The organism is Cryobacterium sp. CG_9.6, assembly GCF_029893365.1.
Taxonomy (GTDB): Bacteria; Actinomycetota; Actinomycetes; order Actinomycetales; family Microbacteriaceae; genus Cryobacterium.
Genome location: NZ_JARXUZ010000001.1, coordinates 336,985 through 352,185, shown reverse-complemented (window position 1 = coordinate 352,185; position 15,201 = coordinate 336,985). Strand labels below are relative to the sequence as shown.

Annotated in this window: 13 protein-coding genes; 5 read left to right on the top strand and 8 right to left on the bottom strand. The window is 63.5% G+C overall.

All coding sequences use genetic code 11. From position 1 onward, the window contains the following. Window positions 1-43: 43 nt before the first annotated feature. Complete coding sequence (locus H4V99_RS01625; protein ID WP_280674948.1) at window positions 44-886, bottom strand: M15 family metallopeptidase; 843 nt, start codon at window positions 884-886, stop codon at window positions 44-46. A 39-nt stretch (window positions 887-925) separates the two neighbouring features. Here H4V99_RS01625 and H4V99_RS01620 point away from each other — a divergent pair, with 39 nt between their 5' ends. Next, window positions 926-2,341 (top strand): GH1 family beta-glucosidase, encoded by a 1,416-nt coding sequence (locus tag H4V99_RS01620; protein WP_280674946.1) that lies wholly within the window; start codon window positions 926-928, stop codon window positions 2,339-2,341. A 98-nt stretch (window positions 2,342-2,439) separates the two neighbouring features. Here H4V99_RS01620 and H4V99_RS01615 read toward each other — a convergent pair whose 3' ends face one another. The 3 genes from H4V99_RS01615 to H4V99_RS01605 all read right to left on the bottom strand — a co-directional run bounded on the left by H4V99_RS01615 (window position 2,440) and on the right by H4V99_RS01605 (window position 6,275). Next, window positions 2,440-3,726: an IS256 family transposase gene (locus H4V99_RS01615; protein WP_280674945.1), complete on the bottom strand. Its 1,287-nt coding sequence runs from the start codon at window positions 3,724-3,726 to the stop codon at window positions 2,440-2,442. A 749-nt stretch (window positions 3,727-4,475) separates the two neighbouring features. Then, entirely contained in the window at window positions 4,476-5,153 is a 678-nt protein-coding gene (locus H4V99_RS01610) for a hypothetical protein (RefSeq protein ID WP_280674944.1), read from the bottom strand. A 171-nt stretch (window positions 5,154-5,324) separates the two neighbouring features. After that, the gene (locus H4V99_RS01605) at window positions 5,325-6,275 is read right to left on the bottom strand and encodes a DNA methyltransferase (RefSeq protein WP_280674943.1); all 951 of its coding nucleotides are present in this window, start codon (window positions 6,273-6,275) and stop codon (window positions 5,325-5,327) included. Window positions 6,276-6,309: 34 nt separating this feature from the next. Here H4V99_RS01605 and H4V99_RS01600 point away from each other — a divergent pair, with 34 nt between their 5' ends. Next, window positions 6,310-6,648, top strand: coding sequence for a GNAT family N-acetyltransferase (locus tag H4V99_RS01600; RefSeq protein WP_280674941.1), 339 nt, complete (start codon window positions 6,310-6,312; stop codon window positions 6,646-6,648). A 28-nt stretch (window positions 6,649-6,676) separates the two neighbouring features. Here the strand turns inward: H4V99_RS01600 and H4V99_RS01595 are convergent, their stop codons facing one another. The 3 genes from H4V99_RS01595 to H4V99_RS01585 all read right to left on the bottom strand — a co-directional run bounded on the left by H4V99_RS01595 (window position 6,677) and on the right by H4V99_RS01585 (window position 9,078). Continuing rightward, window positions 6,677-6,988 carry a hypothetical protein gene (locus tag H4V99_RS01595; RefSeq protein WP_280674939.1) on the bottom strand — a complete coding sequence of 104 codons (312 nt, stop codon included), beginning with the start codon at window positions 6,986-6,988 and terminating at the stop codon, window positions 6,677-6,679. A gap of 125 nt (window positions 6,989-7,113) precedes the next feature. Beyond that, complete coding sequence (locus tag H4V99_RS01590) at window positions 7,114-8,163, bottom strand: biotin/lipoate A/B protein ligase family protein (RefSeq protein WP_280674937.1); 1,050 nt, start codon at window positions 8,161-8,163, stop codon at window positions 7,114-7,116. A 33-nt stretch (window positions 8,164-8,196) separates the two neighbouring features. Then, window positions 8,197-9,078 carry an alpha/beta fold hydrolase gene (locus H4V99_RS01585; protein ID WP_280674935.1) on the bottom strand — a complete coding sequence of 294 codons (882 nt, stop codon included), beginning with the start codon at window positions 9,076-9,078 and terminating at the stop codon, window positions 8,197-8,199. 104 nt (window positions 9,079-9,182) lie between these two features. On the opposite strand from H4V99_RS01585, the gene H4V99_RS01580 reads away from it, so the two are divergent. After that, window positions 9,183-9,653 (top strand): MarR family transcriptional regulator, encoded by a 471-nt coding sequence (locus tag H4V99_RS01580; RefSeq protein WP_280674933.1) that lies wholly within the window; start codon window positions 9,183-9,185, stop codon window positions 9,651-9,653. A 5-nt stretch (window positions 9,654-9,658) separates the two neighbouring features. After that, window positions 9,659-11,044 (top strand): MFS transporter, encoded by a 1,386-nt coding sequence (locus tag H4V99_RS01575; RefSeq protein ID WP_280674931.1) that lies wholly within the window; start codon window positions 9,659-9,661, stop codon window positions 11,042-11,044. A 7-nt stretch (window positions 11,045-11,051) separates the two neighbouring features. Here the strand turns inward: H4V99_RS01575 and H4V99_RS01570 are convergent, their stop codons facing one another. Continuing rightward, entirely contained in the window at window positions 11,052-12,593 is a 1,542-nt protein-coding gene (locus tag H4V99_RS01570) for a glycosyl hydrolase family 18 protein (RefSeq protein WP_280674930.1), read from the bottom strand. Window positions 12,594-12,824: 231 nt separating this feature from the next. Here H4V99_RS01570 and H4V99_RS01565 point away from each other — a divergent pair, with 231 nt between their 5' ends. Then, on the top strand, window positions 12,825-15,179 hold the full coding sequence (locus tag H4V99_RS01565) for a glycosyltransferase family 2 protein (RefSeq protein ID WP_280674929.1): 2,355 nt from the start codon (window positions 12,825-12,827) through the stop codon (window positions 15,177-15,179). The last annotated feature ends 22 nt before the right edge of the window (window positions 15,180-15,201 follow it).

Sequence of the window (15,201 nt, the reverse complement as noted above, 5' to 3'; positions counted from 1 at the left end):
GCGCAGCGCAATTTCAGGGAACTTTTTCGAATCGATGATCCCGTTAGGGGTAGCGTGGCGCCGCCGGAAGACCGAAGAATTCTTCGAGAGTGGTCGTGCTCTTTACGCGCATCTCCGCCGCCAGCTCCGGGCCGATGTAGCGAAAGTGCCACGGCTCAAACTCGTAGCCGGTTATCGCTACTTTGTCGGCGGGGTAGCGCAGCAAAAACCCGAACCGCGCGGCATTCTGGGCCAGCCACTGTCCCTCCGTGGTTTCAGCGAAACACGCGTTCAGGGAACACCGTCCCGACTCCGCGCCAATGTCAATTGCGAGGCCCGTCTGGTGCTCGCTGCTTCCCGGCCTGGCAATACCCTGATCGGCCGACGCAACTCCCCGGGCACTCACCGCGGCCGAGCACACCCGGGTCTGTGCGGCAAAACCACGGTAGGCACTGTTGGAGGCAAGGCTGAGGCCGGCCTCGTCGCGCGCGGCTGCGAACAGGGCAATCACGGCGACGGATGCCTCCTGCCGCAGCTGCGGCTGCCAGGTGTGGGCCACCGGAACCGTCACGAGATCATCCGGCGTGTGGTCGGCGGGCTGCAGCGGTCGCTGTTTGTTCACGACCACCCACAGGCTGGCGGGATCATCACGGTCACGCGCCGCCCGATTGAAGGTCGGCACCGGCGTGGACGCAGGCACGGCAGTAGGCACCGGGCGCCGGGTGGGCGGGAACGCGAGTGGACTCGGGGACGTGGCTGCGGCATCCGCTTCTCTCGGCGTACCGGCCACGACTCCCACCACAACGGATGCCGCGGCCAGCGACATGCACACCAGGGCGGCAACCACGAACAACACCGTGCGGCGGGGCGGTTGCGCGCCGCCGTCGGGCTCGTGATTCTTCGGCACACAGCGAGCCTACGCGCGCCCACGCGGTAGCGTATGCGTATGTATGAGAGCGCACTCACCGGGGCCACGTGGCCGAAGGGCTTTATCTGGGGATCGGCCACGGCCGCCGCACAGGTAGAGGGAGCCGGCCACGAGGGCGGTAAGGAAGATTCCATCTGGGACGCCTTCGCGCGGGTCCCGGGCGCCGTACACGGCGGCGACAACCTGGAGATTGCCGACGACCACTACCACCGCATGCCCACCGACGTGCGCCTTATGCGTGAACTCGGCCTCGACTCATATCGGTTCTCCACGAGTTGGGCACGCGTGCGGCCGGGTGATCGCGCCGTCAATCCGGAGGGTCTCGACTTCTACTCGCGTCTCGTCGACGAGCTGCTCGAGGCCGGCATCCTGCCCTGGCTTACCCTGTACCACTGGGACCTGCCGCAGGCCCTCGAGGAGACGGGCGGCTGGGCCAACCGCGACACGGCCTTTCGCTTTCGCGATTACGCAGCGGATGTCTACGCCGCGCTCGGCGACCGCGTCACCCACTGGACAACCTTCAATGAGCCGTTCTGCTCGTCCCTGTTGGGCTACGCGTCCGGCGTGCACGCCCCCGGCCGGCAGGAACCCCGAGCCGCGGTCGCTGCCGTGCATCACCAGCATCTCGCGCACGGCCTCGCGGTGAACAGCCTGCGCGCCCTCGGTGCACAGCAGCTCGGCATCACGCTCAACCTCACCAACGCCATCCCGCGTGACGCCGCCGACCCGGTGGACATCGACGCTGCCCGCCGGCTCGACTCGCTTGCGAATCGCATCTTTCTTGAGCCGATCGTGCTGGGCGCCTACCCCGCTGACACTCTCGTTGATCTCGAGCCCTGTGGCCTCAGCGACGTAATACTCCCCGGCGACCTCGACATCATCTCCGCTCCGATCGATTTTCTGGGTGTCAATCACTATCACGATGATCTCGTGAGTGGTCACCCGGACAGCGCGGTCGGCGACAGCCACTCGGGTGGCGCCTTGCGCCCCAGCGGCTCCCCGTGGGTGGGTTCGGAGCACCTCACGTTCCCGCGCCGGGACCTGCCGCGCACGGGCATGGATTGGGAAGTCAATCCCGACGGCCTGCGCCACCTGCTGGTGCGCCTCACTGCCGAGTACCCCACGCTGCCGCCGCTCTACATCACGGAGAACGGTGCGGCCTACGACGACGACGTCTCAGCGGATGGCGCGGTACACGACACCGAGCGCACCGCCTTCGTTCTCAGCCACATTGCATCCGTTGCCGAGGCCATCGAGCAGGGGGCCGATGTGCGCGGCTATTTCCTCTGGTCGTTACTCGACAACTTCGAGTGGTCCTACGGCTATGACAAGCGCTTCGGTATTGTGCGTGTGGACTATGACACCCTCGAGCGCACGATCAAAGACAGTGGCCTCACCTACGCTCGCCTCATCGCGGAGGCTCGCTCCGCCTGATCGCCCGTTGCTACTTCAGGAGATCTCCCGGCTTGGGCAGGTGCTGCCGCGTAAACACGCGGGGAGTGTCTCGTCAACGGTGTTTCCGGCGTTTTTCATTAGTAGGATTCTGCGTTCGGCCAGCGGTCGTGGAAGGTGATGGCGAAGGCGTTGAGAGCTGGCTTCCAACGCATCGTCCAACGAGCTCGACCCTCACCGGTGGGATCGAGACTTCGAGTGACCAGATACAAGCATTTTAGAGCGGCCTGCTCCGTGGGGAAATGCCCTCGAGCACGCACCGCCCGCCGATACCGGGCATTAAGCGACTCGATCGCATTCGTGGAGCAGATCACCTGGCGGATCTCGGGGTCGTAGGACAAGAAAGGGGTGAACTCTTCCCATGCCGACTCCCATAACCGGATGATCGCACCGTATTTCTTGCCCCAGATCTCGGTCAGATCATCCAACGCCGCCCGCGCGGCGTCGACGGTCGGAGCGGTGTAGATCGGTTTCACCGCTCGTTTCATCGCATCCCAATCGTTCTTCGAGGACAGCTTGAACGTGTTGCGAATCAAGTGGATGATGCACGTCTGCACCGTCGTCAACGGCCACACGTTCCCGACAACTTCCGGGAGCCCTTTCAACCCGTCACAGACCAGGAAGAACGTGTCGGTGACACCACGGTTCTTGATGTCGGTCAAGACAGACATCCAGAACTTGGCGCCCTCACCGCCGGTGCCGGCCCACAACCCGAGAATGTCTTTATCACCGTCCAGGGTCACGCCGATGGCCGCGTAGATGGGCCGGTTGGCGACCTGCCCGTCCCGAATCTTCACGACGATCGCGTCGATGAAGATCGCCGCGTAGACGCCGTTCAAGGGGCGGGACTGCCACGTTTGCATCTCCTCGATCACTTTGTCCGTGATGCGAGAGATCGTCTCTTTCGATACCTGCGCACCGTAGATCTGGTTGAAGTGCGCGCTGATCTCCCCGGTCGTGAGGCCGCGGGCATACAACGACAGCACGATCTCATCGACCCCGGTCAAACGTCGTTGTCGTTTCGGCACGATCACTGGAGTGAACGTGGCGTCCCGGTCACGAGGCACCTGGATGGTCACCGGCCCCGTCGAGGGGCTGATCACTGTTTTGCGCCGAGTCCCGTTGCGCACGTTGGATTCGTCACGCTCGTCCGGGGCACGGTTCTTCTCGTGACCGAGATGCTCAGTCATTTCCTCGTTCAGCGCCGTCTCCAGGAACGTTTTCGTGAACTGGCCCAGCAGCCCTTCAGGCCCGTCCAGAGCCAGGCCCTGTTCCTTGGCCAGCCGCACCCATTCCTTCGCCGCCACCGCCTCACGGGTGGGCTCAGATTTCGTCTTCTTCGTCACAGCATCAAGTGTCGTCATCACGGCACCTTTCCCGCCAGACCCAAGTCCAGCGCGTCAGGCCGGAAACACCGTTTAAGAGACAGTCCCAACACGCGGCCGCGCGGATGCCGGTGGGCCGGATCTCCTGAACTCGCAACACGCTGCCGGGGAGCCGGGGCCAGTGCGGGTGTGGCCGGGTGGTGGCCGGTCGCCCCTTGTGGGGTGGTGCCGGTTGCTAGTTCAGGAGATCTGCCGGGTCGGGCGCGCGGTGCCCGCGTAAACACGCGGCCAGGCGGATGCCGGCGGGCTGGATCTCCTGAACTAGTGACAGGCTGCCGCGGAGCCGGGGCCAGTCAGTGCTGGGACGCAGCCCGGTGCGGTTTGATCAGGCACGTCCTGTGGGAGCCTGCCGGTTGCTAGTTCAGGAGATCTGCCGGGTCGGGCGCGCGGTGCCCGCGTAAACACGCGGCCAGGCGGATGCCGGTGGGCCGGATCTCCTGAACTCGCAACAGGCTGCCGCGGAGCCCTGACCAGGTCGTTGCTGGGATGCAGCCCGGTGCAGTTTCATCAGGCGCGTCCGGTGGGGGCCTGCCGGTTGCTAGTTCAGGAGATGTGCCGGGTCGGGCAGGTGTTGCCCGCGTAAACACGCGGCCGCGCGGATGCCGGGGGCTGGATCTCCTGAACTAGCGACACGCACTGCCGAGAAGGGCAGCGCAGGGCGGCGGCGGGGCGGCGGGCACGACGGAGGGGCCCGTCGCGGTGTGCGGCGGGCCCCTCCGGGTGGGATGGTGTTACTTGGTGGCGACGGTGATGGTGGCGATGCCGACGAGGAGCTGGTCGGCGACGGCGTCGGTGTTGAAGGTGGCGTTCAGGAGGCCGGCGGCCTCGGCGGAGATGTGCACGGTGGTGCCGGTGAGGATGGCGTTGTCGCCGTCCATCTGGAGGGGCTCAAGCGTTCCGCCGTAGAGGTTGAAGAGCAGAACCTGGGTGGCGGCGGATTCGCCGTTGACGGCCACGTCACCGAAGAGTTCGGAGGTTCCGGGGTCGATGGTGAAGTTGGTCAGCTCCACGACCGTCTCGCCGGCGGTGAGGGAGAAGCCGGAGCCGTCGTGCTCGAGTGAACCCTGCACGTAGGGGCGCACGGTGCCGTTGGGGTCGAAGTAGTCAACGTTTCCGCCGGTGATGGGGAAGTGCAGGCTGCCCTCTTCCAGGGTTGCCGTTCCCACGGTGCCCGGGGTCAGGCCCAGGGTGCCGAGCGCGGCAGCGAAGTCCGCGTCGAGGAGGACGGACGTGTCCACGCCGGTGAGGGTGGGGATCGAGGCGAGGGGGGCCTCGGCGGTCGGGGCGCTGGAGGAGCTGGCAGCCGGCGCCGGGGTCGTGGTGGTGGTTCCGGTCGAGCAGGCAGCAAGGCCGGCTACGAGGATTCCGGCCGACGCGAAGCCGAGAAGAGTCTTGGAGAGAGTACGCATGAGATGAGTCCTTGTCTGTGGTGGTGGGGATGGGGTTGAGGTCTGCATCGGGTTCGGTTCCACCCCTAAAAAGGTTTGGAACTCCCCCGATCTGTTACCGTTCCGTTACCAAACCCAGCACAAACCCAGCACGCACACCCAGCCAAAAACCCCGGAACCACGCGAAAAAACTCAGGCGCTGAAGAGCACGTCCGTCGCATCGGGATGTTCAGGCACGAAGTCCACGTGCGGACCGTATTCCGTGCCGGCGAGGAACTGGGCGTCGACGCGCGGTCCGAGCCGGGCGCGCATCACCGTCATGGAGTCGGGGTTCTGATCCACCAGCAGAAACTTGCGCCCGAGGCTGGCAGCGACGGCCCCCGTGGTGCCACTGCCAGCGAAGAAGTCCAGCACCCAGTCACCCTCACGGCTCGACGCCTGAATGATGCGGCGCAGAATTCCGATGGGCTTCTGGGTGGGGTAACCCGTTTTCTCCTTGCCGGTGGGCGACACGATGGTGTGCCACCAGACATCCGTTGGCAGCTTGCCCTTAGCCACCTTTTCGGGCGTGACCAGCCCGGGAGCCATGTAGGGCTCCCGATCAACCGAGGTCGAGTCGAAGTAGTACGTGGCCGGGTTCTTCACGTAGACGAGGATCGTGTCGTGCTTGGTGGGCCAGCGATTCTTGGACTTCGCGCCGTAGTCATAGGCCCAGATGAGCTCGTTGAGAAAGCAGTCGCGACCAAAGAGCGCGTCGAGCAGCACCTTGGCATAGTGCGCCTCGCGGTAATCGAGGTGCAGGTACAGGGTGCCGTCGTCGGCGAGGAGGCGCCAGGCTTCGATCAGGCGTGGCTCGAGAAAAGCCCAGTAGTCCTCGAACTGGTCGTCGTACCCGAGCAGGTCACCCTTGATGCGCTCATAGCGCAGACCCTTGAAGCCGGTGATGGTTCCCTTGGCTTTGGTGCCCGCGCCCACGGCGGAACGCACCGAGGTCGTGGTTTGGCGGGTCTGTGGCCGGCCCGTGTTGAACGGCGGGTCGAGATAGATGAGGGTGAAGGACGCGTCGGGGAGGCTCGGAAGCACGTCGAGGTTGTCGGCGTGTATCACCCGACTGGGACTGGTCGGATTCCACGCAGTAGGCATCCCTCTATTCTGCCAGTCAGATTATGATGTCGGGATGACAGAGGATCTCTCACCGGTCACCGCGCCGACGGCACCGGTCTCACAGCGCACCGAGGTGCGGCACAACACCGCGACGCTCCGCTACACCCTGTGGCTTGATGGCGAGCCGGTTGGCCTGGCCGATTACATACTCACACCCACGACCGTGCGATTCACCCACACCGAAATCGATCCCCGGCATCGCAGGCAGGGCCTGGCGTCGATTCTCATCGAGCATGCCCTCACGGATGTGTGCACCCACACGAGTCTGCGCGTCATTCCGCAGTGTCCATATGTGGCCAGGTGGATCGACGAGCACGCCGAGTATCAGGACCTATTGATCCGCGGCCTGTAGCGCAGGCATACTGCTGCACCGCCGAGAGTTAGCGCTTCTGAGCGCCGCGCACCCGATCCTCGGCGAGCCCGTGTTCAACGTCGATGCGAATGCGACCGTCGTAGATTCCCTGGTCACCATCTCCGGCCACGGGCGCTGGCGCGGGCAATACCGTCTGCCGCTCCACCTCAATGGCCGCTTCGTATCGGCTGGGCGCAAAAACCTCATCGCCAATTCCGAGCACGCTTGAACCACTTCCGCGACGCTCGTTCTTGTTGGACAGGTCGATCCACCCCAGCCGGCTCGCGACAAAACCAAGCAGCACAATGGCAGCCATGCCGAGAAGGATCCACCAGTTCATTGGCCCAGTTTACCGGGAATGCCCCAATTTCGAGCGGATGCGTCGGCTCACGCCGCTCAGCCAGTCCCGTGGCGCGCACGGTTCCGGGTTCCCGCGCCAGGCCGCGCCTCACCTCCGACCTCAGGTTAGGGAACGCGCGACAGCCACTCGTCGGTGCTGAATTTAGTGCGCACGAGCTCCTCCGCCTTGGCATATTCCTCGTCGGTTATATCTCCGGCGGTGGCTCCGTAGAGTCCAGTGAAGGTGCTCTTCATGCGCTCAATAATGTCGGCGCGGCTGAGACCGGTCTGGCTGCGCAGCGGGTCCACGCGCTTCGCGGCGCTCGTGATTCCCTTGTCGCTGAGCTTCTCGCGACCGATGCGCAGCACCTGCACCATCTTGTCGCCGTCCATGTCGTAGCTCATGGTCACGTGGTGCAACACCGCGCCGCTCCCGAGACGCTTCTGAGCGGCCCCGCCGATCTTGCCCTTCGGGCTCGTGATGTCGTTGAGCGGTTGATAGTAGGCGTCGATTCCGAGGGACTTGAGCGCGGTCAGGACCCACTCGTCCAGGAAAGCGTAGGAATCGGCGAAGGTCATGCCGTGCACCAGATCGGTCGGGGCGTAGATCGAGTAGGTAATGACCGAGCCGGCCTCCATGAACATCGCTCCACCACCGCTGATGCGCCGCACGACCGAGAAGCCGTACTTGGCCGCGTTCTCGGGATCGACCTCGTTCTTCAGTGACTGAAAACTCCCAATGACAACGGCAGGCTCGTTCCACTCCCAGATGCGCAGGGTGGGTTGGCGCCGACCCTCACCCACCTCGATGGCGAGCACCTCATCGAGGGCCATCTGTAACACCGGAGCAGCAGCCTCACCGTGAATGACCTGCCAGTCATAGTCTCGCCAGGAGCTGGCCTGCACGAGGGAGCGCCGAACGGCCACGGCAACAGCCTCCGGGGAAAATCCAAGGAGCACGGCGTTCTCGGGCAGCGCCGCCCGCACCGCCGCAGCGATGGTGACGGCGTCGGCATCCGTTGCGAGTCCCGTCACGGCCGCGTTGATCTGCTCCAACGCGTCGTCGGGTTCCAGAAAGAAATCACCCGCCAGCCGAAAGTTGGCAATCGTGTTGTCCACGACATCGAGGTCGACCACGACAAGTTTGCCGCCAGGAACTTTATATTCACCGTGCATGACAAAAGCCTAACCGCCCGGGCGACGCAGTGATCAGTTGAGGTCGGAATCTTCGTTGCTCGGCGGGATAATTGGTGCCGGAACACGGTCCGCCAGCCACTCCACCAGATCCTCAATCACCTCTTCGCGGTTCGTCTCGTGAAACACCTCGTGCCTGGCCCCGTCGTAAACGATGAGGTGCAGGTCGCGCAAACCAGACCGTTCGGCGTAGGCCCTCAGCAGCCTGAGCGCGCTGCGTTCGCCGCCCACCGTGTCGTCACTGCCCACCAGCATGAGAATGGGTAGGTCAGGGGGCAGATCCCGCGCCGGGCGCCCGAAGAGTCGCGCGGACTCACGCACACCAAAGAGCTTCGCGAGGGGCGTGCTCGTGGTGAGGGGATCACTCACGAATTCCTCGGCCACGGCGGGGTCACGGCTCAGCCATTCCGCGCCGGTCGTCCCCAGTTTGCGGTGTTTGCGGTTGAGGTCACCACCATCGAGATAACCGGGCATCCGATACGCCGTGCCGCTCAACACAATCGCGTCGTAATCATCGGCGTGCTCGTTGACGATCATCTGGGCCATAAACGATCCCCAGCTGTGCCCGAGCAGCACCAGCGGTAGATCAGGGTGTGCCGAGCGGATGATTCCACTCAACTGATACACATCGCGCACGGCTGCCCGCATGCCTCCAGCTCCGAGCTGGCCGATCTTGCTTCGGTCACCGTGGTGCTGGGCGAGCCCGGTCTGCCCATGTCCCAGATGGTCGTCGGCATAGACGGTGTACCCCGCCGCATTGAGGTCCTGCGCAAGGTTTGAATGGCGAAGGGCATGCTCACCCACACCGTGAACGATTTGCACGACCCCGACCGGATGGTCTGCAGGCCAGCAGTAATACGTCACGACGAGACCCGAGGCATCCGTAAATGTAGGCACGCACCCATAATGACATCACTGACGCCCTGTATACCCGTGCCGCGTCATTGTTTTTTTGTATCCGGGGAATAATTAGCAATGCTAATTAGCTAAGGTAATTAGACATGCTAATTGATACGACACCTCACCCCTCCGCAGATTCGCCGGGCCACCAGAGCACGGTCGCCGAGTTGAGCCATGACTTTCGGGTGGCCAATGGCCGACTGGCTCGTCGCCTGCGTCAGGAAAAACCCGACAACGAACTGAGTGCTGGCCAGTTCTCGGCCCTGGGCGCCCTCTTCATGGAGGGCTCGCTCACCCTGCGCGCGCTCAGTGACCGGGAGCACGTCACCCCGCCGTCCATGAGTCGCACGGTGAACGCACTGGTCATCGCCGGCCTCGTGCACCGGGAGGGATCGTCAGATGACGGTCGCAAGGTGAAGCTCTCGGCCACGGAGGCCGGCCTCACTCTGATGCGCGAAACGCGCAAACGTCGAGATGCCTGGCTTGCCCAGCGCGTGATCACCCTGAGCGACGAGCAACGGCAGACTCTCGCCGCGGCGACGGTGATCATGAGGGGGCTCGCCGACAGTTGAGTGCCATGTTCCGCTCATTGAGCGTCGTCAATTACCGGATCTGGTTTGCCGGCGCTCTGGTGTCGAACATCGGCACCTGGATGCAGCGCACCGCTCAAGACTGGATTGTGCTCACCCAGTTGACCAACTACAACGCCACGGCGGTTGGCATCACCATGGCCCTGCAGCTCGGGCCACAGCTCGTGCTCATGCCGTGGTCGGGACTCATTGCCGACCGGTTCAATCGGCGCAAGCTGCTCATTCTCACCCAGACCCTCATGGGCCTGCTGGCCCTCGGCCTCGGTATTCTCACGGTGACCGGGGTGGCTGAACTCTGGCACGTGTACCTCTTCGCGCTCGGCCTTGGCGTGGTGGCGGCCATCGATGCTCCCGCCCGACAGACCTTCGTTTCCGAGCTCGTCTCCGAAGATAATCTCTCCAATGCGGTAGCGCTCAACTCGGCGTCGTTCCATGGAGCACGCCTCATCGGACCGGCTGCCGCTGGCCTGCTCACCGTCGCCGTCGGAGCCGGCTGGGTATTCATGATCAATGCGGTCACCTTTGCCGCCACGGTCTTCGCCATGATGCTGCTGCGCACCCATCAGCTGCGCGCACAACCCAAAGCGAGCCGCAAACGCGGCCAGCTGATGGCCGGATTCCGTTACGTGCGGGGTCGCCCCGACATCGTTGTCGTCATGATCGCAGTGTTTTTGATCGGCACCTTCGGACTCAACTTCGCCATCTTCACCTCCACCATGGCCACGATTGAATTCGGCAAGGGGGCCACGGAATTTGGTCTGCTCAGCTCCATCATGGCGGTAGGTGCCGTGATCGGTGCGCTGCTTGCTGCAAGGCGCAGCCGTGCTCGCCTCCGCCTCGTGGTCGGGGGCTCGGCCCTCTTCGGTGTCGCCTGCGCGGCCTCTGCGGTGATGCCCACCTACGCCAGCTTCGCCGTCTCGCTCACGTTCGTGGGGCTGTCATCCATCACTCTGATGACCACGGCCAATGCCTACGTGCAGACATCAACTCAACCAGAAATGCGCGGCCGCGTCATGGCCCTGTATATGGCCATTTTCGTGGGCGGAACTCCGCTGGGTGCACCGCTCGTGGGCTGGGTAGCCGACACGTTCGGTCCCCGTTGGGCGCTCGGGCTCGCGGCAGCCTCCGGCCTGCTCGCGGCTGCAACGCTGCTCTTCTGGATGATTCGCTATCGTCAGCTTCGCCTGCGCGTGCACCTGCGCAGGTCTCCCCGACTGCGGGTGCGCCACGCCGGGGACGGTCACCTTCCCACCACGCCCATCACCGTGATCAGGGCTCTCGAGCCGGACCCCGATCGTGAGGCCGGGGTGGAATCCACCCACGACACTGCCACCCGGGAGATCGCGATCGTGGAGGCGACGGCTCCGCGCTGATGCTCCTCTACTGACTCAGAAGTTTCTCCATCTCGGAATCATTCAGCAGGTCCCACGGCGAGTTGCTGCCACCGTCAAGTCGTGTCTGCGGACTATCGCCCAACGACCACCACTTCGCTTCAAAGACTCGTCCGTCGAGCATGACGCGATCCTGCTTCAGGTATGTCATATCAGCGGCCCACGCGGGGTAGGTGCCGGTAGGAACAACGAGCACAGGGGCCGGTCGATCGCCCGGCAGCACCGGACCGATCAGCTTCCACGGGGCCTCGACCGCGGCGATCAGCGGGTCGTCGGGCTGCACAGCCTCGGTGTACCACCTGGCGGAATAGACGTGCCCGCGCCAGACAATGCGTTCACCCGTGACGTAGGAGTTTCCCTCCGACCAGATCGGATACGGGCTGGTGGCCGGGTTGTCCACAACCTCCACCGCCGGGGGGCCAGGTGTCGACGTGATCGCCTCGACGCGGTTGGCGAAGCCCTGACCGAGAACATCGGCGAAGACCGCACTGCCCTGGTCGACGCCGCTGCACACATCGGAGACCCGCGTGACATCGGGGTAATTTGCACTGCAGGTGTGATCCCGATTCAGTGACCAGAGCGACATGCGCCCAACACCCATTTCCTGCGCGAACGCGTTCAGCAGGGTGGCGTCCCGCATGGTGAACACCTCGCCGGCCTCGTCATTCTGGCCAATCATGGGCGTGAGTCCGATCTTGCTCCACACGGCTCGGTTGCCGAGGTCCTGCCCACTCACCCGGTAGACCGTGCCGAGTTGCGCATGCGTCGCTTCGGCTGCCGCAGCGGATGCCTCGAACATGGTTGTCGAGGCGTCTCGACTGCCGCCGTAGTTCATGGTCATGACGTTGACACCCGCGAGGTCCACCTGAGCGTCGAGCATCTGACGCACGACGACGAGCCCCTCCTCGGTCAGTCCGGTTGGGGAAACGGGCAGGGTGAGCCACACGGCGAGCGGCGTGCCGGCAGAGGCTCGCTCGGCCTGCACAGCCGCAATTGCCTGGGCTCGGCGCTGGCCGGCCTGGGCGTCGGAGAGGTTGCGGCCCTCAATGTCAAGATCAATGGTTTCCAGGTCATAGTGATCCACAACGGATCGGTAGGCCTTTCTCAGCTGGGACGCAGAGGTGCAGACGGTGGCCAGTTCCTTGTTTGCCTGGCCACCGAACGAGATCGCCACCTCGCCGCCATTTTGGGCGTACTGCGCGATTCGTCGGTCAAGGTCGCGACCGGCGCCCGACTCGCCGGGTCCGAAGAAGGTACCCCAGGAGGGGCTGCAGAGATCCGTGGAGTCCGCCACGATAAACGAGAGCATGGCGCTCTGGCCCGTTCCCGTGCTCGACGGGGTAAAAGCAAACTCAGGCTGCGCCGTTACGTCAACGTAGCCGGCGAAGAACGAGTCCCCCGTTGACGCGGCCTGAACGTCTTGCAATTGATTCACCCCGAAGTACGCTCCCGTGGTCACCAGACCAGCGATAACGAACACGGCGCCAACACGCACTCCGGAGAGGCGACGACCTGGAAAGCGTTGGGACATTGGGCGATCTCCAATAACGGCTTCGGTCGGCAATCCTTTCGGAACAACCGATCACGTTGCAACACACCGGCGAATCTCCCCGGGTTCGGTGAAGATTCCTTATCATTTGCACTTAGGCTTCAATTTCGTTACTTGCACCCTATTATGGGGGACACGATAGCCAACGCGCTCAGATTGCGCGGTCCTGAGGTCGGCCGGCCGACCGGCCGAACAACGCAGCCTGAGGAAGACATGACTGACATATCAGTGCCGCTTGCCGAACCGCATAATGCTGCTCTCGAGGCATCTGCTCCCGAGGCCCTCCGGCCACCGCCGCGGCTTCTCCCCGATGCTCGGCGCCGCCAGTGGGGCGCCGAGAAGCGACCGGATCCGCTCTCCATTGTTCACCCGACGCCGTCGGCCGGCAAGATCACCCGCGGTCGCTTAGGCATCGTCATAACGATTGTGTCGTGGGTCACTTACGTCATCTCGACCATCATTGCCGAGCTTCTCAACAATCCGAATTCGGGTTTCCGTTTTCAGTTTGAAGCCATTTCCTACCTTCTCGTCGTCACAGTTCTCACGTTCTCCGCTCTGATGTATCTCCTGGCCCGGCAGGGCGCCCTCTATCGCTTTCGCGACCACGAGCGCGTGCCTCGGGGTGAGCTCGACCGTCATTTTGAGAACTACACCGAGGGCATCACCGTGTTGGTGCCCTCCTACGCCGAGGAACCACGCGTCGTGCGCGGCACACTCTGGTCTGCTGCCCTGCAGGAATTCCCCGATCTCACCGTCGTTTTGCTGATCGATGATCCGCCCTTTCCGACGGATCCGGCGATCATCGAGCGCCTCACCGCAACCCGCGCCCTGGCCAACGAGATTCGCGATGCGCTGTCAGTACCCGCGGAACGATTTCGCCTCGCCCTTGCAGGCTTTTACGAACGCACGCCTACTTCGGCGACAGCGGAGCTCCCACTGCTCATCGCTGAATACGAGGCTGCCGCAACCTGGCTCGAGGAGATGGCGGAGGCGGAACTGATCGAAGACCACGTCGACGACTTCTTCGTTGACTCCGTTCTTCTGGGGCTGGCGAGCGAACTGCGACTGACGCTCCTCGGGCTCCAGTCAGCTCTCGTGCAAAAGGGTTCCCCCGACGACAACAACATGTTTCGCCTGTATTCGAGGCTTACCTCGATCTTCGAGGTAACCCTAAATACGTTCGAACGCAAGCAGTTCGCCAATCTGTCGCACGAGGCCAACAAGGCCATGAACCTCAACTCGTACATCTCACTGATGGGTGGGCGGTGGGTGCGCGACGAGGAGACCGGCTCGGTCGTGCTGCGACCGTCCGTCGACTCCGCACCAACCGACCTCGTGGTGCCCGACACGGTCTACGTGCTGACGCTCGATGCCGACTCCCTCCTGCTGCGGGATTACTGTCTGCGCCTCGTGTATTTTCTTGAGTCCGCGGGGAATGAACGTGTTGCGGTAACCCAGACTCCGTACTCGTCGTTTCGTGGTGCGCCGACACGAATCGAGCGCGTTGCCGGGGCGACCACCGACATCCAGCACATTCTGCATCAGGGAATGACCTACTACGGAGCGACCTTCTGGGTGGGGGCGAATGCGGTCATCCGCAAGCGCGCGCTGGAGGACATCGTGGAGGTGGAGTCCGTGGGTGGTTTTGAGATTCGCACCTACATTCAGGACCGCACGGTTATTGAGGACACCGAGTCGAGTGTTGACCTCGGTACTCACGGGTGGACACTGGCCAACTATCCCGAGCGCCTCAGCTACAGCGCCACCCCGCCCGACTTCGGTTCCCTCGTGGTGCAGCGACGGCGCTGGGCCAATGGTGGCCTCCTCATTCTGCCCAAGCTGTGGAATCAGGTGACCCACAGACGCTTCAATCGTGAGCCGATTCTGTTCCGGGAGCTGCTCCTGCGCGTCAACTACATGGGGTCCATTGCGTGGTCGACATTTGGTCTGATCTTTCTGCTCGCCTACCCCTATGACAGCCGCCTGCTGAGCCCCCTCGTCTTCTTCGCCGCTCTGCCATATTTTCTCGCCATGGGCAGCGATCTCAAGGAATGTGGCCACCGATTCAGCGATATTTTCCGCATCTACGGCTTCAATCTGATTCTGCTTCCCGTGAACCTTGCGGGCGTGCTCAAGTCGTTGCAACAGGCCATCACGGGCGAGAAAATTCCGTTTGTGCGCACGCCGAAGGTGAAAAACCGCACCGCCGCACCCGGGCTCTACGTTGTTGTTCCGTACCTCATCGTGGCATTCTCCCTGCTTACGGTGTGGCGCAACGTGGATGCCGGTAATTGGGGAAACGTGGCCTTCGCCGTGCTGAACACGGTGTTGGCGTCCGTGGCGATCACGTACTACATAGGCCTGCGAAATTCGGTGGTTGATGTCTTCCTCGGCATGCTGAGTTGGCTGTATGTGGAGCCACGAAAGCCCAAGAAAGAGGTTCCGGTGCACCTCAGCAAGGAGCCCAAAGACGTTGACTGGGCTTCCGTGCTCTACTACGGCGATCGTCGCCTGAACCGCAGCGTTCGAGGTGGCTCCGACCGTCGCCGTCGCGCGACGGCTCGCTGACGAGCGTCCGGGCCAGCGGTGC